The organism is Streptomyces sp. CBMA29 (assembly GCF_014596445.1).
Classification (GTDB): Bacteria; Actinomycetota; Actinomycetes; order Streptomycetales; family Streptomycetaceae; genus Actinacidiphila.
Genome location: NZ_MECL01000115.1, coordinates 76,600 through 95,673, shown reverse-complemented (window position 1 = coordinate 95,673; position 19,074 = coordinate 76,600). Strand labels below are relative to the sequence as shown.

13 protein-coding genes are annotated in these 19,074 nt (G+C 69.6%); 7 read left to right on the top strand and 6 right to left on the bottom strand.

The features are described from left to right. From BGM09_RS16915 to BGM09_RS16900, 4 genes are all read left to right on the top strand, one after another. A partial coding sequence (locus BGM09_RS16915) for a DUF3631 domain-containing protein (protein ID WP_188282428.1) occupies nt 1-155 on the top strand: 155 nt, incomplete at its 5' end. A 410-nt stretch (nt 156-565) separates the two neighbouring features. Then, on the top strand, nt 566-1,399 hold the full coding sequence (locus BGM09_RS16910; protein WP_188282427.1) for a DUF2637 domain-containing protein: 834 nt from the start codon (nt 566-568) through the stop codon (nt 1,397-1,399). 137 nt (nt 1,400-1,536) lie between these two features. Next, nucleotides 1,537-2,481 (top strand): plasmid mobilization relaxosome protein MobC, encoded by a 945-nt coding sequence (locus BGM09_RS16905; RefSeq protein WP_188282426.1) that lies wholly within the window; start codon nt 1,537-1,539, stop codon nt 2,479-2,481. Continuing rightward, nucleotides 2,478-4,208, top strand: a complete 1,731-nt coding sequence (locus BGM09_RS16900) for a relaxase/mobilization nuclease domain-containing protein (RefSeq protein WP_188282425.1) — start codon at nt 2,478-2,480, stop codon at nt 4,206-4,208. The genes BGM09_RS16905 and BGM09_RS16900 overlap by 4 nt, the downstream gene beginning before the upstream one ends. Nucleotides 4,209-4,294: 86 nt before the next feature. Here BGM09_RS16900 and BGM09_RS16895 read toward each other — a convergent pair whose 3' ends face one another. From BGM09_RS16895 to BGM09_RS37755, 6 genes are all read right to left on the bottom strand, one after another. Further along, on the bottom strand, nt 4,295-5,428 hold the full coding sequence (locus tag BGM09_RS16895) for a hypothetical protein (RefSeq protein WP_188282424.1): 1,134 nt from the start codon (nt 5,426-5,428) through the stop codon (nt 4,295-4,297). Continuing rightward, on the bottom strand, nt 5,425-6,330 hold the full coding sequence (locus tag BGM09_RS38875; RefSeq protein ID WP_188282423.1) for a lactate/malate family dehydrogenase: 906 nt from the start codon (nt 6,328-6,330) through the stop codon (nt 5,425-5,427). Before BGM09_RS38875 ends, BGM09_RS16895 begins: the two co-directional genes overlap by 4 nt. Next, nucleotides 6,327-7,529 (bottom strand): hypothetical protein, encoded by a 1,203-nt coding sequence (locus BGM09_RS38870; protein ID WP_188282422.1) that lies wholly within the window; start codon nt 7,527-7,529, stop codon nt 6,327-6,329. The genes BGM09_RS38875 and BGM09_RS38870 overlap by 4 nt, the downstream gene beginning before the upstream one ends. A 144-nt stretch (nt 7,530-7,673) precedes the next feature. Further along, complete coding sequence (locus tag BGM09_RS16880; RefSeq protein ID WP_188282421.1) at nt 7,674-8,189, bottom strand: NUDIX domain-containing protein; 516 nt, start codon at nt 8,187-8,189, stop codon at nt 7,674-7,676. Nucleotides 8,190-8,247: 58 nt separating this feature from the next. Continuing rightward, nucleotides 8,248-8,457, bottom strand: a complete 210-nt coding sequence (locus BGM09_RS16875) for a hypothetical protein (protein WP_188282420.1) — start codon at nt 8,455-8,457, stop codon at nt 8,248-8,250. A gap of 223 nt (nt 8,458-8,680) precedes the next feature. Beyond that, nucleotides 8,681-9,634: an ATP-binding protein gene (locus tag BGM09_RS37755; protein WP_223187128.1), complete on the bottom strand. Its 954-nt coding sequence runs from the start codon at nt 9,632-9,634 to the stop codon at nt 8,681-8,683. A 286-nt stretch (nt 9,635-9,920) separates the two neighbouring features. Between BGM09_RS37755 and BGM09_RS16865 the strand changes: the two genes are divergently transcribed. The 3 genes from BGM09_RS16865 to BGM09_RS16855 all read left to right on the top strand — a co-directional run bounded on the left by BGM09_RS16865 (nt 9,921) and on the right by BGM09_RS16855 (nt 18,770). Continuing rightward, nucleotides 9,921-11,207: an XRE family transcriptional regulator gene (locus BGM09_RS16865; protein ID WP_188282419.1), complete on the top strand. Its 1,287-nt coding sequence runs from the start codon at nt 9,921-9,923 to the stop codon at nt 11,205-11,207. Beyond that, complete coding sequence (locus BGM09_RS16860) at nt 11,204-11,755, top strand: GNAT family N-acetyltransferase (RefSeq protein ID WP_188282418.1); 552 nt, start codon at nt 11,204-11,206, stop codon at nt 11,753-11,755. Before BGM09_RS16865 ends, BGM09_RS16860 begins: the two co-directional genes overlap by 4 nt. Nucleotides 11,756-12,461: 706 nt before the next feature. Beyond that, nucleotides 12,462-18,770, top strand: a complete 6,309-nt coding sequence (locus BGM09_RS16855; protein ID WP_188282417.1) for an RHS repeat-associated core domain-containing protein — start codon at nt 12,462-12,464, stop codon at nt 18,768-18,770. Nucleotides 18,771-19,074 lie beyond the last annotated feature (304 nt).

The following is a 19,074-nucleotide window of genomic DNA, read 5'->3' as shown; positions in this document are numbered from 1 at the left end:
TGCGCGAATTCGGCATCTCCTCCGGCAACGTCCGCATCAGCGACCACACCCAGCGCAAGGGATACATGCGCAACAAGTTCGCCGACGCCTGGCGCCGCTACTGCCCCACCGTCCACCCCCTCGGCCCCGCCCCGAGACAGAGCACCCCACGCTGACCCGCTACCCGCAGAACGCGTATTAGCCGTCCCCACGCAGCCAGCAGGGCACCGCTCAGCGGCTGAACATGGCGCTGTTCAGCCGCTGAGCAAGGTGCCCGTTCAGCCACAGAACAGGCACCGCACCACACGCGTGAGCGGCACGCCAGACCGTGACGGCAAACAGGTCCGTCTCGTGCCGTCCCAACCGTCCCTGCCGCATAACCGCAGCTCAGGGCACCTTCCACCAGGACGGATCAGCGTCCCAAGACGGAACCGGTTCCGTACCGGTACGGCAGCAGCCACTCCGCGCCACGGCACGCACCCGCCGGGACTGTACCTGCCGTACCCGCCCTGACCTGCGGCTGCAACGGCCAAGACGCCAAGACGGATCTTCCAGCACACCCCTCGCCCGTAAGGACGCCCTCCCGATGCCCACCACCCCCACCCGCGCGCACCCCGCCGCCACCGGGACCTTCGCCCGCACCACGATCACCGTCGTGATGGCAGTCATCGCCGCACTCGCCTTCGTCTTCTCATTCGGCAACGTCTGGGCACTGGCCCTACGACTCGGCGTGCCCCGCCCGATCGCGCCGCTGATCGCACCGATGGTCGACCTGTCCGTGGTCGGCCTCCTTGTCGCCCTGCACCACCTCGCCGCCCACGGCACCGACCCCGCCCACCTGCGCTCAGCCACGTGGCTGATGCATCTGTGCGGGCTGCTGACCGTCGCCCTGAACACCGCCGAACCCCTGCTGGCCAGGCAATACGGCCGCGCCGCCATCGACACCGTCGCCCCGGCACTGCTCCTCGGCTGGGGAACCGTCGGCCCCACCCTGCTCCGCCACCTCCACACACCCACCGCCACGGACACGGCCGCGACCAGCGGCAGCCCCGCACCCGACGACGCACTGGTCGGGGCTGTCACCCCGCAGCCGGAACGCGCACACACCACGGCCCCAGCGGCGGACCCGAAACCGGCACCCGCGCGTACTCGACCGGAGAGCGCCAAGCCCACCGTGACCGGCAAACACACCGGACGACCACCGGCGGCAACCATGGACCAGCTGATCGCCATAGCCCGCCCCGTCGTCGCCGAGCACGGCCTGAGTCTCGCCGTCGTCAAACAGGCCATCAGCGATACCGGCACACCGGTCGCCAGCTCCCGGCTGACCCAGCTGATGAAGCACCTCAAGAACGAACACGCCCCTGCCGCCGAAGTACCACAACTGGAACCGGCGCGGGCACACCCTGCGGACGCCTGATCAACTTTCGCGCGACTGGCCGCTCGCGCATACCCGCGATCCGGATGTGCGGAACTCCCTATGGGACTTCCGCACATCCGGCCCGGCTTCCCGTACACCGTGAACCCGGATCGGCGAAACCGCCACCCGCCCCAACCATGACCAGCACAAGCGAGAGGACCCGCTCCGTCATCCACCACACCAAGAACGCCCTACCGGAGAGCACCGTGAAATCCGATAAGCGCCCCGAGCAGGACGACACCGAGGAAGGCCGTGAGCCTGCCGTAAAGACCCGTAAACTGACCGGTCTGTGGCGGCGGGCCTTCAACAACACGGCTCCTGGCGGAGCCAGTTGTACCCAGTCTCCGACTGTTGGCCGGAGTCTGGGGTCCTCCGCCCCGGGGGTGGCGGAGGAGGCCCGGCGCGAGGGCGCACCGGACGGAGAAGCAGGCGCCGCAAGCGGCCCCGACACGGACGCACTCGACGCCGTACAGCGCGCCGTCCTCGCCGCCGCACACGCCGGCGAGCGCCCCCGCACCATGCCGCCCAGCACCCCCGGCCCGGCCGCCAAGGCTGCCAGGCTCGACAGCGACGGCGAGGTCCGTGAGACGGTCGCCGCGTTCGTCCACGACAAGGTCCCCGCACTCGACGTGCCACCGCTGCCGAACCACCCTCAGGCCCAGGTCATGCCCAAGGGCAAGATCCGCAGGTTCAACGGCAAGCGCCGCAAGCTGCGCGTCGGGCCGGTCGGCTTCACCGAGTCCGAGCACGCCGAGCTGCTGTCCGCCGCCGAGCGCCACGGCTACGGGGACACGATCTCCGGCTACCTGGCGGATATCGCGCTGGCGTTCATCCGGGGCGCGTTCACCGTCGACCTGCCCCTGCACACCGACCGGCAAGCGGTGCAAGAGTTCCGCGCGAAGATCCGCTGGGAGATCAACCGCATCGGCGTCAACATCAACCAGATGGTCTACGTGCTGCACCGCGACGACCGCATCGAACCGGACATCCGCGAACGCCTGGAGCACCTCGACCGCCTGCTCACCCACATCGCCCGCGCCCTCCTCCTCCCCACCGAGCCGACGGACGGAGAGAGCCTGTGATCCCCTCTGTCAAGAAGCCCGGCGGCAACACCCGAGGACTGCTCGCCTACCTCTACGGCCCCGGCCGACACGACGAACATCTCGATCCGCGCATCGTGGCGTCCTTCAGCCCGCGCGGCCTGCCCGACCCCGGCCGCGACCAGGACGCCACCCTCACCCAGCTCGGCCGGATCCTCGACGCCCCCGTCAAGCTCCGCAACGAAGGCTTCGGCAAGAAGGTCACCGACCACGTCTGGCACTGCCCCGTCCGCACCGCCCCCGGCGACCAGCACCTGTCCGACGCCGAATGGGGCGAGATCGCCCGCCGTATCGTCCACGCCGCCGGCATCGCCCCCGACCGTGACCCGCTCGCCTGCCGGTGGATCGCCGTGCGCCACGCGGACGACCACATCCACATCCTCGCCACCACCGTCCGCGAAGACGGCCGCCGCCCCAAACTCCACAACTGCGGCATGCGCGCCCAGGCCGAAGCCCGCCTGATCGAGACCGAACTCGGCCTCCACCAGATCGCGCCCGGCGACCGGACCGGCGACCGCCGCCCCACCCAGGCCGAGATGCACAAGGCCGACCGCCTCGGCTGGGAACAGACCAGCCGCGCGTGGCTCCAGGAACGCATCCGGGCTGCCATCCCGCACGCCGCCAGTGCGGAGGAACTTCTCGCCTACCTTGAGGCCGATGGCGTCGAGGTCAAGGTCCGCCGCTACCCCTCCGGCGACCTCCTGGGCTACAGCGTCGGCCGCCCTGGCGATGTGAAGGCCAACGGCGAGCAGGTCTACATCTCCGGGAGCAAGATCGCCCCCGACCTGTCCCTGCCCAAGCTCCAAGCCCGCCTCGACGCCGGGCAGCCCGAGGAGTACCCGACGGCACGCCGCAACCGGCCCAGCACCAGTTGGCAGCGCGCCACCGACGCCCTCGACATCCTCCACGACCACCTCGCCGACGTCGGGAGCGGGGGCAGCCGGAGTACGGGGCAGGAGGCCCAGGCGCAGATCACCGCCCTCGGCGAACTCATCGACGCCACAGCCCAGGCCGGACCGGCCGAGCTACGGGACCAGCTGCGCACCGCCAGCAGGGAGTTCGCCCGCGCCCAGCGCTCCCGCATCCGCGCCGACCACCACACCGCCGCAGGACTGCGCCAGGCGGCACGCGACATCGTCCACGCCGGCGACGGACCCGACGGCAGCGCCTTCGCCGTCCTGCTCACCGCCCTGGTCTGGTCGGCGATCCTGGCCTCACGCTGGCACCAGGCCCAAGGCCACCAGCAACAAGCCGAAGCCGCCCGCACCACCGCAACCCATCTACAGGCCGCCTACGACCAGACAGCCGCCGAGGAGTTCGCCGCGCTCGCCCATCGCCAACCCACCTTGGAGGTGAACCACGCCCTCGCCGGGGCGGTCCGTTCCGCCGCCCCCGACCACGCCGACCGCATCCTCACCGACCCCAACTGGCCAGCCTTGGCAACCGTCTTGGCTGACGCACACGCCGCCGGCCACCACCCCCGCACCCTCCTCACCGAAGCAGCCGCACGCCGCGAACTCGACTCAGCCCGAATGCCCGCCAAAGTCCTCCTCGGCCGGATCCAACACACCAGCCGCAACCCCGCGCCCAACCCCCGAGCTGAGGCCGCCCGCCTGCGCTCCCCAGCCGCAGTAAGCCTGCCCCACACCCTGCAGCCCACGGTGACCACCAGTCCGGCTGCCGATCCTCGGCAGCCCCGCAAGCGCTGAAGCGCCAAGTCCCCAACGGCGCCGCCCACTGCCGCGGACAGCGGGCGGCGCGACTGGGTGTTCAGGTCGGGCGGGTACGGTGTGGTTCAGATCGCGTCCGCGACCTTGCACAGCACGGCAGCGCTCGTCGGCACGTCGTGGCTCAGTCGGACCGCGCGGTGCGGCAGTTCCGCGAGACGGGCGGCCACCTCGGTGCGCGCGCTTTCCCGGCCCCCGCCGTCCACGCCCTGCGCCTGCCCGAAGACATCCGGGTACCGGTCCTCCGTCGCCTCCGACATGAAGTCGCGTTCACCCAGCGTGCGGGTGCCGTCCACCACGTCCGGCTCCGCGTCGGGATCGACCTGGGGGAAGAGGAGGCCGGCGGCCCGGCCGCCGATGGCCAGCGGCACGTCGAACAGGCCGGGGAACTGGTCCGGGAATACCTGGACCTTCCGCTCCCGCCGCGCGTTCTCCCACAGCGGCGTGTGGTCACCGGCGAGCAGAGCCTCCGTCACGGAGTCGTGCTGCGTGGGGTGGAAGCTGCCCCCGCCCCGCAGATGCTCCCGCGCTTTCTCGTCCCAGCCGAGGGAGTGCATCAGCCCCAGGCCGAGCGCGGCAGCGGACGGCCAGGGCACGACCTCCACGTCCCGCTCCCCGGTCGGGCGCACCAGCACGCGGTCATTGGCGAGGAGTTGCCAGCCGTGCGAGGCGAGCAGCAGCGCCGTGGTGGTCTTGCCGGACCCCTTGTCGCCGAAGGTGAGCAGCGTCGCCCCGTTGTCCGGCCGTACGACCGCCGAGGAGTGGAGCACGGCCCACCCGTCGCGCAGGAGCTGGCCCCGGATCGCCTCCCGCGCCAGCCGCGCGGCGGCAAGCGCCAGCGGCTCCACCTCGGTACCGGCGAGCACCATCTTCCCGGAGGCCGGTGTACTGCGGTAGGCGATGCCCTCGGTCGGCGACGTGGCGATGATGTCCTCGCCGTCCCGGGCCACCAGCAGCGGGTGCTTGGCGTAGTCCACCGTCTCCGTGGAGCGGCCGTCCTGGACCAGGAGGGTGATTGTCTCGAAGGCTTCGGCGTCCACCTCCGCGACGACCACGTGCTCCGCGCACACCGAGGCCGCGTCCACCGACGTAGCGTTCCACCACGGGCCGAAGTACCGCAGCGCCCAGTCCGTCACCTCCGCCCGGTTGCTCAGCACGGTGACGGCCGCCGCGGCGGCATCGAGTCGGGTAGCAGTGATCATGAAGCGATCCTCTCGGTAGGGGCAGGCAGGTGCGCGTAGGCGTCGCGGAGGCTGCTGGCCGCAGCATCCAGACGCCAGCGCTCGGAACGGGTGAGCTGAGGCAGGCACGGTACGGCCGCACCTGCGGTGAACGACATCGGGATTCCGAGGTAGACGTCCCCGTACGGGACGGACAACTCCTCGACGCCGTCGACGAGGCCAAGGGCCTTGAGGAGGGTGGACAGCACGGCACCGGCCGGGCCGTTGCGGGTGCGGCCGATGCCGTCGCGGATGAGCGCCGGCCGCTGCTGAAGGTCTTCCACGACCGAGCGCACCGGCACTGCCACCGGGCAACCGTCCACGGTCGTCGTGGACACACAGATCACCGCCCGATCGCCGTGCTCGCCAATCACATGGCCGCTCACGGATTCCGGGGGCACCTGGGCGTGCTCGGCCAGCAGCAGCCGGTATCGGGTCGAGTCCAAATTCGACCCGATCCCGAACACCCGCTCACAGCCGGACTCCTCCGCGAAGCGACGGGCCATCAGGTCAACCGGGTTCGTTACGACCAGGACGGTCCCCCAGTACCCGCGCAGCTCCCGCGCCAGGGCACCGACCGCCGGGGCGTTCGCCGCCGCCCCTCCGCGCCTGATGTCCCGGGCGGCCGTGTTCGTGAAGTCCGTACGCAGGGCCACCACCACCGCGTCGCAGCGGCGGAGGTCGGCGACGTCGCCGACTTGAACGATCGAGCGGGAGCGGGTGGCGTGCGCGAGGTCCTGGAGGTCCGCGACCAGCCCCCGCACCTGGTCCGGGCGCCGGGACACGACCGCCAGCCGACCAGGTAATCCGTCGACGACCAGAGCGGCCGCGAGGGTCTGCCCAACCGCACCGGCCCCGACGATGCCCACCACCGGGGCGCTCACCGGTAGCTCCCGGCCGCGTGCTCCACCTCGGAGAACACGGCGTCCAGCAGCCGGAGCCCGGCCGTCGAGCCGACGAGGAGGGCGCTCACCCGCCCCACCAAGCCTGCGACCGTACGGGCCTGGACGACCAACGCCGCCTGATGGGGTGCCAGCGGCAGCCCAGGCGGGGAGCTGAGACACGTCGTCAGGATGTTCACGGTGTCCATGAGCCACAGCACCATGACTTCCCGCAGGTACGCGGCCCGCCCGCTTGCCGGAAGCCCGGCAACGTGCCGCGTGAGCGCGGACGCCGCCCCGTGCACGATCTGCCGCCCGGCGTCCCGCTGGGGGTGGCCCAACGCCAGGAGCAGGGACCGCCCGGCGAGCTTGGCCACGTCCGGCTGCGGGCCGGCCGACGACTGCACGGCCGGGTCGATGAAGGTGAGGCGGTGGCCGTCCAGGAAGACGTGTTCCGGCTTGAGGTCGCCGAACACCATCGTGTCCCGGCGGGACGAGATCGCGTCGGCCAGCCGCAGAAGCCGACCCACGGCGGTCTGAACCAGCTCGATGACCTCCAGGCGCTTGGCCTCCGGCAACCCGCTGTCCCGGCCGAGCGCCCGCAGATACGCCGTGGCGCTCAGCCCGTTGAACTTGCGGCGGAACACTCCCTCGATGGCGCGCTCCCTGATCGGGGCCACCTCGCGCAAGCACGTCGCCCCGGCCGTGCTGTGCAACTCCCCGACCGCTACGAGGACGGAGGTGAGGAACGCCCCCGTCTCTCCCGGGCGGGCGGCCAGTACGTCCGCCAGCGCCACACCGGGCGCGGGGCGGGTGAATAGCACCCCGCCGTGCACCCCGGCCGTGTCGCACACACGCAGCCGCCCGAGCTTGCGGAGGAACGCCAGGTTCTGGGCCTCCCGCGTCGTCAGCAGCTCGGTGCTCTGGACGTACGCGGCCTGCGCCGCCTGGACCTTGTCCCACGACCCCCCGGCCCCCCGCAGGATGGACACCAGGGACAGGCCGAGCCAGGAGTACTTGGCGATGACCTCCTCCTGGTCCACCGTGACCCGGCAGACGTAGGACGTAACGCTCGGGCACGGGGGGCCGAGGACGACATGCCTGTCTGGCCACAGGTCTTCCGCGGCCCGGGCGATGGCCTGTTCGCTTGCTGTGCGCAGCAACACCGCGTTAACCGACGTGCTGTCGCTGGTAGTTGTCACCGGCCGACTCCTTGTGGGATCGCGTGATGGCCACGCTTCGGGGTGCAGAACATGGGGCAGGTGCGTCAGGCGCCGAGGGTGATCGGCCGTCACTTCGCGGTCGGACTGTTCAGACGGTGCGGTCGGCCTGGAGGCCGGTCGCGGCTACTCGGCCTCGGCGACGGGGCGTCCGCGCACCAGGTAGCCGCGCCGTGACGGGTCGGCCGCCGCGGCCATGGCCTCCCGGATCCGCCGCGCCTGATACGGGGCGCAGTGCTCGTCCAGTTCCCCGTCGGACAGCAGCTTGAAGTCCACGAGTTCTGGCTTCTCGCCGCGCGCCTCGTGGCCCATGTTGAGCGTGACTTTCTCGTCCGGCCCGAGCCGGTGCAACCACACGTAATTCAGGCCCTCTACAGCGCCGCGGTCCGGGTTCGCCGGCATGTAGTCCGTCACCAGCAGCGTGTGCGGCACCATGGGCAGCCCGATCTCCTCCAGGCCCTCACGGACAGCCGCCTCGTGCGGGGGCTCGTCCGGGCGAGCACCGCCGCCGACGAGCTGGTACTTGCCCGTCTTGTCGTCGTAGTTCGGGTTGACCACCAGCACGCGGTCATCCCGCATGATCAGCCATAACCCGCCGACCCGCCGCTGCCCGGGGTGGGCCGGATCCGTGTCTGTGTGCATCTCGTTCTCCCTTGGCTCAAGTGGTGCGGTGAACCCGCTCCGCGCGGTCGACCAGCGGTCAGCGCCGCGAGGGGCGGAAGTCTGCGGGCCGGGACCCCGGCCCGCTGGTGTTGTAGGCGAACACGCGTACCTCCAGCCGCAGCACGCACGGCTCGCAGGCATCGAACGGGGCGGTGCCGCTGTCCGTCTGAACCGGCCCGAGGAACATCACCGATACGCCGGACCGGTCGCAGAGCCAGCAGTCGCCGACGACCAGGGGCCGGGGCATGGCCGTCTCCTTCGCGTTGTTCTCGCAGGTCCGGCCGCCGACCCTCAGCGGCAGCCGGACCCGGACCCACCCCGGCCCGGGTACACGGGGGGCACCACGGCGCCATGAGGGGGACGCCGGGGCCGGGGTGGGAGCTAGATGTGCCGGCCGAAGATGCCCAGGAACAGGGCTCCTATCAGCGCGGCCAGGATGGCGAAGTACAGAACCTGTTCCGTGGCGTGGCTCAGGGCGCGTTCCCGATCAGCGCCCACACCCTCTTGCCCCAGTTCAGCGGGTCCGCCCCCCACCGGCCGCCGCTCAGCGAGTCGACCAGCACCAGCCCGCGCCCTGACTCCCCGTCGGGGCCGGTCTCCTGGGCGCGCGGCATCTTCTTCGAGCGGTCCACTACGGACACCCCCACCACGCCCGGCCCCTCCAGGGCCACTCTCACGAGCAGGGACTCCAGCCGTGCGTGATTCACCGCATTGGACACCAGCTCGGTTACGACGAGACACGCCGAATCCTCGAATTCTTCCAGCCCCCATGTACGGACAGCGAAGGACACCAGGCGCCGCGCGCACTGCGCGGACTCTGGCGTCCTCGACAGCAGCACCAAGTAGAAGGGCTCACCGCTGGTCGTCTGGGCGGCCGGGTCCGCGCTGCCCAGCAACGACCATGCGACATCGCTGTCGGCGGCCGACGGCACCTCCTCCGGGTCTTCGTCCGTTTCGACACCGGCCAGGCGCGCGAGGCCGGCGCCCGCGACGGCGCCCACCATGTCCGGCGAGCACAGCAGCCCTGGCCCCTCCGGAGCCACCAGCCACCACGGCCTGGACCCTTGCCGCTCGCACACCCCAGGCGCTGGCACCAGCACCTCCACTCGACCCCCGGAGACCACCACCCCGCGCGGCGCCCACCCGCGCCCGGCGCTCGCCGGTACGAGGAACGCGTATCCGCCGCGACCGGCGAACATAGTCGGGTCGAAGTACACCGGCCCGTCCATGAACAGGGCGGCCAAGCCGGCCGAGGCTTCCTCCGGGCTGTCCTGCTCCACGGCGGCGTGGACCACCTCGGCCGTCACCACGGCGACGGCGAACAGCGCCCCCGGGCGCAGCCACAGCGCGCCCTCCTCGTCCCACTGCCCGCACAACCTCGGCCCGTCCGCGCGGGCGGCCAGCAGCCAGTGACCCGACGCCATCCGGCGCTCCGACCGAGTCGACACCGTGGGACCGGTCGGGGACCGTACGGGGGGATGGGCTGCGGCCCTGTCAGCTCTTCTGTGTGTGCTCGGCATTGCTCTGCACTCCCGGACGGGTCGATGGGCAGTAGGTGCTTGGGCGCCCTTGCGAACGCCCCACCATCCAGGCAACTCCCAGACAGAAAGGACGGATAGGTCGATCTGAGGTTTACCGCGCGGTGCGACCTAGGGGGATTTGACCGACCATTTACCTGACACGGTGGGATCCCGCCGCTACCTTGCCGACATGGACACCGCGCGCAACGTGCTCTTAGAGGAGTGGATGAGGGAGCACGGGCACAGCTCAAACACCATGGCCGAGGCCGTTAATCGGGCTGTGGAGCAGCTGACGGGACGCCCCGGCGGCTGCGACGGCTCGTCAGTCCGAGCCTGGAAATCCGGCCGCATCCAGTGGCCGAAGGCGCTCACCCGCCGGGTGCTGGAGGAAGTCACCGGCGTCCCCATCACCGCTTTAGGTTTTGCGCCACGGAGCCGGGCTCAGCCCGCCCCCGCTGTCCCAGAGCAGGAGGACCCCGACTTGAAGCGCCGTACTCTCGTCAGCGGTGGAATCGCCGCCGCTGTTGCCGCTGCTGCTGCCGCGCCCGGTTCCGCTCCGCGCCGCATCGGCATGGCGGACGTCGACCGTCTCCAGTACCGATTCACCGAGATCATCGCCAGCGACCACCGCCGCGGCGGGCAAGTCGACATCGAGAAGCGTGCTGCTTCGCTGGCCGACGAGGCCCTGAACCTCCAGAATTCTGGCAACGCTTCCCAGCGCGTACGCGCCAACCTCTACGCCGCCGCGGCAGCCTTCCGCTCCTCGGCCATGTGGGCAGCGATCGACGGCCGCCGGTACGACGAGGCGAAAGCCCACATGCGGGAAGCCCAGGCCCTCGCCGAGATGTCCGGCGACCAGGCGATCAAATTCCGCATCTGGAGCCACGCCGGCACCATGTACCGGCACATGGGTCGTACCGCCGACGCCCTCGCCGCGAACGACGTCGCCCGCAACTTGCACATCGCCCGGCGAGACCCAATGTTCGCGTCGCTCGGCCTGGCCCGACAGGCAGCCATCCACGGCGCCGCCCAGGACCGCACCGGCACCCGCAGGGCGTTCGACCAGGCTGGCGACGCCATGGACCGCGCCGACCCCGCTGCCCACCGCCCGACGTGGCTGGTCGCCTTCTACGACCCGGCCGAACTCAACTCCCTTGCCTTGTCCGCGTACCTGGCGCTTGGCGACTACCCGGCTGCGGAGCTGCACGCTCACCGCTGCCTGTCCACCCTCCGCCCCCACATGGTCCGCTCCCGTGCCATCACCACGACCCGCCTGGCACACGCACAGCTCGCTCAGGGCGATATCGACACCGCGACCAAGGTCGCCATGACGGTCCCCACCGCAGCCGCTACCCAGCACGCACGGGTCTCCCGCATGCTTGGGGAGTTCGGGGCAGCCCTGCGCGCGAAGGCGCCCCGCAGCCCGTTCGTGGACACCTGGACCGAGCACACGGCCGCCTGGAGGACCACCGCATGACCACAGCACCGGCAATCGAGCTCCGAGAATTCACCGCACTCGACGAGGTGCGCAGCGACCTGATCGACGTCTACGCCGGGGTACGCGCGCCCCTGCTCCACCTGCCGAACTACTCGGTGATCTCGTTCGGCGAGCGACTGGACCGGCACGGCTCGGAGCCTGGGTTCCTGGCCGTCCTAGGCTACGTGGACGACGAACCGGTCGGCTACGCCTACGCCAACCGCATCGAGCACGGAGACCGGTACTGGCAGCGCACCATGCCTGAGCCCGGCGAGGAGTACACCGGACAGCCGACCGCAGCCCTCAAGGAGATCGGGGTGCGCCCGGCCTGGCGCGGCACGGGCACCGCTCGCCGCATCCACGACGGGCTCCTCCGCGCGAGGGACGAGCGGTTCGTCACGCTGATGGTCAACGGCGCGGCCGGGGACGGCAAAGTCCACGAGCTGTACCGCTCATGGGGGTACGAGGACCTCGGCCAGAGCCAGCCTTCGCCGACTTCGCCCCTCCTCACCGTGATGATTCGGCCCCGGGCTGACACGGCTTTGTGATCCGATGCGTAGGCAGCCGGATGGTGGCCCGCCGAAGAACGGGAGGAACTCGCCCCGTTACTCCCCGCCCCGCTCGGCGGACGCCTGCAGTTGCCACCACGCCGCCCACGTCGTGGTCGGCTACCTGCTCTCCGACCACGACAACGCGGCCGGACTCGTCATCGATGCCGTCGCCTCGACCTCCCGCCCCGCCACCCGGGAGAACGTCGCCCCGACGGCCTCACTCAGTCGCGGCGAGATGCGTGGCTGGGTTGGCCTCGCGGACGCCTGCGACCCGCCAACTGGCCCGCGCCCCACGTGGCTGAATTTCCCCAACTCCGCTTCGGCTGGGTGCCGCTGCAAGCGTTTCGGGACATCGCTGGTGTGGCGGGAGTGTGAACTTCGGGCGCCTTCAGCATGTGTGATTTTGGTCACTTAGCAAAGTGTTTGATGTGCGACATGCCGCTTTAGTCTGTCCGGTAAGCACTGATTGATGACGATCCGATGCTATTTTTCGAGCTGCCGGAATCCGAGTTTCATTTGACCGTTCCATGGCTTTCCTTTATCTCCACATGGGCGGTTCTTTTGAATCACTCCCTTCTGTGTGGTGGATGTGTGAAGATCTGCCGGTTGCTTGATTGAGCAACTGTGCGATCTCTGGGGAGGGTTCGTGAGGTCAGGGTGGGGGGACGCTCGGCGTTCGGGGTCGGGCGGTCCGGGGAGACCGGTGTCGCGTTGGTTGCGGCGGGTGTCGGTGCTGGCGGTGTTGACGCTGGTGGTCGAGGCGGCGACGGTGGCGGGGGAGCCGGGGGTGGCGTTCGCGGCGCCTCGGTCCGAGGGGGAGGGGACGGTCGCGTCGGCGCCGTCGTACGGGGTGGCGGAGGCGCAGGACGTGCCGTCGGCGCGGTTGATGGCGCGGTTGCAGGGCCGGGCGATCGAGGCGTTGAGCGAGCGTACGGATGCTTCGCAGACGTTCGTGAACGCTGATGGGACGGTGACGTACACCGCGTTCGCTGAGCCGAAGTGGACTGAGCGCGGCGGTTCGTGGGTGGATCTGGACCCCACGCTTCAGCTCGGGGCCGACGGCAGCGTCGTGCCGGTGGCGGCGGAGACGGATCTGGTGCTGTCCGGCGGTGGTTCGGGGCCGTTGGTGTCGATGACGGTCGACGGCAGGAACCTGTCGCTGACGTGGCCGACGGCGTTGCCGATGCCGGCGTTGTCGGGTGCGAAGGCGACGTACGCGAACGTGTTGAAGGACGTGGACCTTGAGTTGACCGCTTCGCTGAAGGGCGGGGTGGAGGAGACGCTGGTGGTCAGGTCCGCCGAGGCGGCCTTGGATCCGGGGCTGTCGGATCTGGTGCAGAGCGTGTCGACCAGCAATGGCGTGACCGCGGCGACGGACGCGGGTGGGAATCTGACGGTGACCGATGGCGCCGGCCGTCTGCTGGTGAATTCTCCGGCGCCGGTGATGTGGGACTCGGCGACCAGCGCCGAGCCTGCTGCGGCGGGCGGCGGGAACAGCCCTGCCGGGCTCGTATCCGCGCAGGCGGACAGGGTGAAGCCGCGTGCGGGCACGCGTTCCACCGCCCAGGGGCCGGGTTCGCATGCCCACCATGCGGCGGTGAAGACCACGTTGAAGGACCGCAAGCTCCATCTGACGCCCGACCGCGGGCTGTTGACGGCGAAGAGCACGGTCTTCCCGGTCTACATCGACCCCGCCTATGTGCCGCACCCGGCCAGTGGCAGCCGCCTGCACTGGAACGAGGTGCAGCAGGCGTATCCGAACACGTCGAACTACGACTCCAGCCCGTCCAACGGCAACGGCGTGGGATACCAGGGCTTCTCCTCCCCGAAGGGAATCGAGCGGACCTATTACCAGGTCGGCATCCCCACGGCGATCTGGGGCGGCACGGTGCTGAGCGCCGACATGAAGATGACGGAGAGTTACTCCGCGTCGTGCGCGACCACGTCCTACGGTGTCCAGGCGTGGTCCACCAACCCGATCAGCGCCTCCACCACCTGGGCCAACGCACCGGGGAAGGTGGCCCAGCAGAGTTCGGTGAACTTCGGTCCGGCGTGTAGTTCCAGCCCGTCGGGGACGTTCAGTTTCATGAACCAGGTCACGAACGCGGCGGCGAATCACTGGTCGAACGTGACCTTTGTGCTGGTCAACAGCAGTGAGACGAACGAGGTGCAGTTCAAGCGGTTCTCCAGCGCCGCTTCGCTGTCGATCACGTACAACACCCCGCCCACCACGCCGACTTCGCTGGCGGCCTCGCCGACAGCGACCGACGGTTACGCGGCCAGCGCGACTCCGACGCTGTCGGCGAAGGCCACCGACGCCAACAGCGACACCGTGCGGCTGGACTACCAGGTGCTGTCCGGGACCACGGTCAAGGCGTCCGGGAGTTCGGCGTTCGTCAACTCCGGCAGCGCCGGTACGTGGAAGGTGTCCACGGCCCTGACGGACGGCTCGTACACCTGGAAGGTCAGGGCCTACGACGGCCGCGACTATTCCGCGTGGACGGCGGCCAAGTCCCTGATCATCGACACCAAAGCCCCGGCCAACACCTCGGTCTCATCAACCGACTTCCCCTCGAACGTGTGGTCGGGAACCCCGGACGCCACGGGGAATTTCAGCGGCGCGTTCACTTTCACTCCGCCAACCAGCGATGTGGCGCAGGTCGTGTGGCAGCTGGACTCCGGGGCGTCGAATACCACCGCCACCACGGGTGCCACGTTCACGAAGTCACTGACGTTCCGGGCGGGCAAGCACACGCTGACCGCGAAGACGCACGACCGGGCTGGGAATGTCGCTTCGGGTACGTCTTATGCCTTCTACGCCGGTTCCGGTGCCGCTTTGCTGACTCCCGGGCAGGGTGACCGCCCGGCCCGCCGGGTGTCCCTGACCGCCGAGGGCAAGCCGTCCGCGACCGGAGTGACGTACCAGTACCGCATCGGAGAGACCGACACCTGGCGCAACGTGCCCACCGCCAACGTCACCGTCGGCTCCTCCGGGGCGCCGGTCACGTCCTGGCCCTTCGCCGCACCGGGCGGCGCTCCGGCCGCGCTGACCTGGAACATCACCGACACCCTCGCCCAGGACGGCCCGGTCGACCTGCGCGCTGTCTTCACCGACGGCACCCTGTCCGACAACTCCCCGCCGAGCACGGTCACCGTGGACCGCAACGTCGGCTCTGCCCCGTCGGTCGATGTGGGACCCGGCTCGGTGAACGCCCTCACCGGCGACTACGGCGTGGGGGCGCAGGACGTCTCCGCCTTCGGGCAGGTTTTCTCGCGTACGCTCTCCTCGCGGCAGCCGACCGCAGGCAGTGACGCGGAGGGGCAAACGCCGATCCTCGGGCCTCAGTGGGTCTCCGGTGTGGCTGCGCCTGCATCGGACTGGGACTACGTACGGCAGACCTCGGCGACCTCGGTCGCAGTGGTCGATTCCTCCGGGATCGCGACCGGCTTCACGGCGACCTCGGCCGGCGGCTGGAAGCCCGAGCCCGGAGCCGAGAAGCTGATCCTGACCGGCAGTCTGACCGGGTCCTTTAAGCTGACCGACGGCCAGGGCGCCACGACGACGTTCGCGAAAGTCGACCCGTCGGCGAAGACCTGGCAGATGGCTACCAGCTACCTGGCCACGTCCGACTCCACCAGCACGGTGGTGTCGGAGAAGGTCGCGGTGGGCGGTAAGACATTGGCCCGCCCCAAGTACCTGGTCGCGCCGACCTCGGCGGTGACGGCGGCCACCTGCGCGTCGACGCCGGCGACGAAGGGCTGCCGACTGGTGGAATTCGTCTACGCCACCTCCACAACCGCCACGAGCACGAGCTTGGGTGACTTCGCCGGCCAGCTGCGCGAGGTCCGGCTCTGGTCGACCGGCCCCGGCGCAGCGGCGGCGACATCGAAGTCGGCGCAGATGTACCAGTACGACTCCACCGGCTACCTGCGCCAGACGTGGAACCCGCAGGTGACGCCGTCGCTGTTCACCAAGTACAGCTATGACGCCTCCGGCCGCCTGGCCACGCTGACCCCGCCCGGCGAGCTGCCGTGGACCTTCACCTATGGCAAGGCCGGCAACGCGGCCACGGCGGGCAGCGGCATGCTGCTGGCCGCATCCCGTCCCACGCTGCAGGCCGGATCGCAGGACCAACCCGATGGCGGCAAGGCCGTCACCTCGCTGGTGTACGACGTGCCGCTGACAGGCAGCACCGCTCCGCTGGCGATGGGGGCCTCAACGGTCGCGACCTGGGGGCAGACGGATGTACCGACCGACGCCACCGCCGTCTTCCCGGCCGACCAAGTGCCCGCCTCCCATGACGGTGCGAGCCTGAGCTCCGGCAGCTACGCTCGCGCGTCGCTCACCTACACCGACGCCTCGGGCCGCGAGGTCAACGACGCCGCGCCCGGTGGGCACCTCACCACCACCGAGTACGACCACCTCGGCAACCCGGTGCGGGAACTGTCCGCCAGTAACCGTGAGCTGGCGCTCGCCACCTCCGGCGCGGGATTCGACGAGCTCACCGCCCTAGGCATCAGCGAGATGTCCCCGGCGGATCGCGCAGGGCGCCTGTCCACCGTGCATGTATACGCCGTCGACGGCGGCCGTGAGCTCGAGGAGTACGGGCCGCTGCACCATGCGACCCTGACCGGCGTCCTCAAGGCCGGGGCCGGCGGCACCGATCTGCCGGCCGGCAGCCAGGTCGCGGTGCGCAGGCACACGCTCACGGCGTACGACGAAGACCGTCCCACCGACGGCAGCGCGACGGTGAGTGACCTGCCCACCACCGTGACCACCGGTGCGTACGTCGACAGTTACCCTGCCGACGCCGATGTCCGGGTGACGGCGACCAGGTACGACTGGACCAAGGGCCTGCCGACCTCCACCATCCAGGACCCGGACGGCCAGAAGATCACCACGTCCACGACCTACGACACCCAGGGCAGGGCGATCAAGGCCATCCAGCCCAGGTCCAACGGATCGGATGCGAGCACCACGGTGACCACGTACTACTCCGCCTCCGGCAGCGGTGCCTGCAACGGCCGCCCGGAGTGGGCAGACATGGTCTGCTCGATAGGTCCCGCGGCGGCCATTACCGGCGGTGGGACCAACCCCACCCAGCGACCCACCAAGACGCTGGAGTACGACTGGGCGGGGCAGGTCACCAAGACCACGGAGACCGCCAACGGCGTCACCCGCACCACCACCAGCACCTACGATTCGGCGGAGCGCCCAGTCAGGGTCAGTGTGACCGGCGGGGTCGGCACCGCAGTGGCGGACATCGCCACCACCTACGACACGACAACCGGCCGCCCGATCGCCACCACCAGCGGAAGCAAGACCGTCACCCGCACCTACGACACGCTCGGCCGCGCCATCACCTACGACGACGGTATGGGCAACACCACCCGCACCACCTACGACGCACTGGACCGCCCCCTCCAGATGGCGGACTCCGCTCCGTCCACCACCACCTTCGCCTACGACACCAGCAAGGATCCGCGGGGGATCGAGACATCGCGCACCGACTCCGTCGCCGGCACCTTCTCCGCCGACTACAACGCGGACGGTGACCTGACCACCGAGCACCTGCCCGGCGGTTACACCATGACGGTGACTCACGACGAGACCCAAGCGCCTGTGGCGAAGCTGTACACACGTGACAGCGACGGCACGGTGGTGGCCTCGGACACCGTCGAGCAGTCCGCGCAGGGCCAGACAGTGGTGCACAACGGCACCGACGGCGACACGGCCGCGCAGCAATACGCCTACGACAGCGTCGGACGCCTCATCGGCACCGATGACAACTCGTCGGACGGCACGTGCACCCGCCGCACGTACGGCTTCGACGCCGACTCCAACCGCATCCGGCTGGCGGTGAGCAACAGCGCGCCAGGTGACCCCTGCTCCTCCTCGGGAGCCGTGTCCACCTCGGCCACCTACGACAGCTCCGACCGCCTGAGCACCGCCGGAACCGCCTATGACGCATTCGGTCGCACCACCGCGCAGGCCACCGGCGTGACCTTCGACTACTACACGACCGACCTCATTCACCAGGAGACCACCGCGAGCGCACGCCAGACCTGGAGCCTCGACTCTGGCGGCCGCCTGGCCTCCTGGACCACCGAAACCAAGAACACCGACGGCACCTGGAGCACCACCACAACCACCACCAGCCACTACGCGGGTGACGGCGACTCGCCGGCCTGGGTGGTGCAAGGCGCCGACGGCACGGTCACCAGGAGCGTCGAGGGCCTGGACGGCGGACTGGAGGCCACCACCGGCGCCACCGGCGCCACCACGCTGCAGTTGACGACCCTGCACGGTGACATCAGCGTGCAACTGCCGCTGGACGCGCTACAGCCGGTGACGGTGTCCAGGACCGACGAGTACGGCAACCCCAAGGTAGACAGCGTCACCAGTCGCTACGGCTGGCTCGGCCGATACCAGCGGGCGTACGACAACGCCGACGGCAACATAGTGATGGGTATGCGGGTGTACTCGCCTGTTCAGGGCCGGTTCCTCAGCGCCGACCCCGTGGCAGGGGGCAGCTGCAACCCCTACGAATACGGCTGCGGCGACCCTGTCAACAACATCGACGCGTCGGGCACCGCATGCCGCTATTACAACAAGACGTACTACATCCGCGAAGGAAGCGTCCGCGCGAAAATTGCTGAGTTCAAACTGCATGCAGAGGTGTGCACTGGCTCCCGCAATCGCATCACCAGCTCCGTACTGAACGCTGACGTGTACCAATACGGTTGGACCAATATGCTCGGGTGGCATGTATCGCTGGGCTGGCCATATGCGACCGCCAAGACGGCGTACCACGCCGCGTGGCGCGTCGATGCTTGGGCGCAGGCATGTATGACCAAGTTCATTCCGATCTGTGGCTACACAGAGCGGTTCAAGTTCACGCTCAACTACTACACGACCTACTACGGACCCTATCCGTCGAACTACTTCCGACCGAACTGGAAGGCTGGCTGCACGAATTCCCGCTGTCGTCTACGCTTCGCGACATCCTGACCGGTGCCCACAGTACCCGTGGCGCCGGGCGAGAATAGCTCGCCCGGCGCCACGGGTAACTCGCAGTGAAGATTGCATAGCCGGAACCCATCAACGAACGGAAAACAGCATGAGAACCCGGCAATTCGGCTTCATACTTGCATTTGCTATAACCTGGCTCGCGGCGTACATCGGCTATCGGACAAACGACGGTCACCCGAGCATTCCGTGGTCGGCAGGCGGATGTGTGGTCGGCATCGCAATCGTATGGACCATCCGACGCATCAGGGGGCGATGAACCCGGTGAGGTTTGCCCCGGATTGTG

What these genes read in the sequence shown, in the direction of transcription:
- BGM09_RS16875 (WP_188282420.1), bottom strand. Translation starts at nt 8,457, where the DNA reads ATGCCCCGGCCCCTGGTCGTCGGCGACTGCTGGCTCTGCGACCGGTCC.
- BGM09_RS16905 (WP_188282426.1), top strand. Translation starts at nt 1,537, where the DNA reads ATGACCAGCACAAGCGAGAGGACCCGCTCCGTCATCCACCACACCAAG.
- BGM09_RS16880 (WP_188282421.1), bottom strand. Translation starts at nt 8,189, where the DNA reads ATGCACACAGACACGGATCCGGCCCACCCCGGGCAGCGGCGGGTCGGC.
- BGM09_RS16895 (WP_188282424.1), bottom strand. Translation starts at nt 5,428, where the DNA reads ATGATCACTGCTACCCGACTCGATGCCGCCGCGGCGGCCGTCACCGTG.
- BGM09_RS37755 (WP_223187128.1), bottom strand. Translation starts at nt 9,634, where the DNA reads ATGGCGTCGGGTCACTGGCTGCTGGCCGCCCGCGCGGACGGGCCGAGG.
- BGM09_RS16865 (WP_188282419.1), top strand. Translation starts at nt 9,921, where the DNA reads ATGGACACCGCGCGCAACGTGCTCTTAGAGGAGTGGATGAGGGAGCAC.
- BGM09_RS16860 (WP_188282418.1), top strand. Translation starts at nt 11,204, where the DNA reads ATGACCACAGCACCGGCAATCGAGCTCCGAGAATTCACCGCACTCGAC.
- BGM09_RS16910 (WP_188282427.1), top strand. Translation starts at nt 566, where the DNA reads ATGCCCACCACCCCCACCCGCGCGCACCCCGCCGCCACCGGGACCTTC.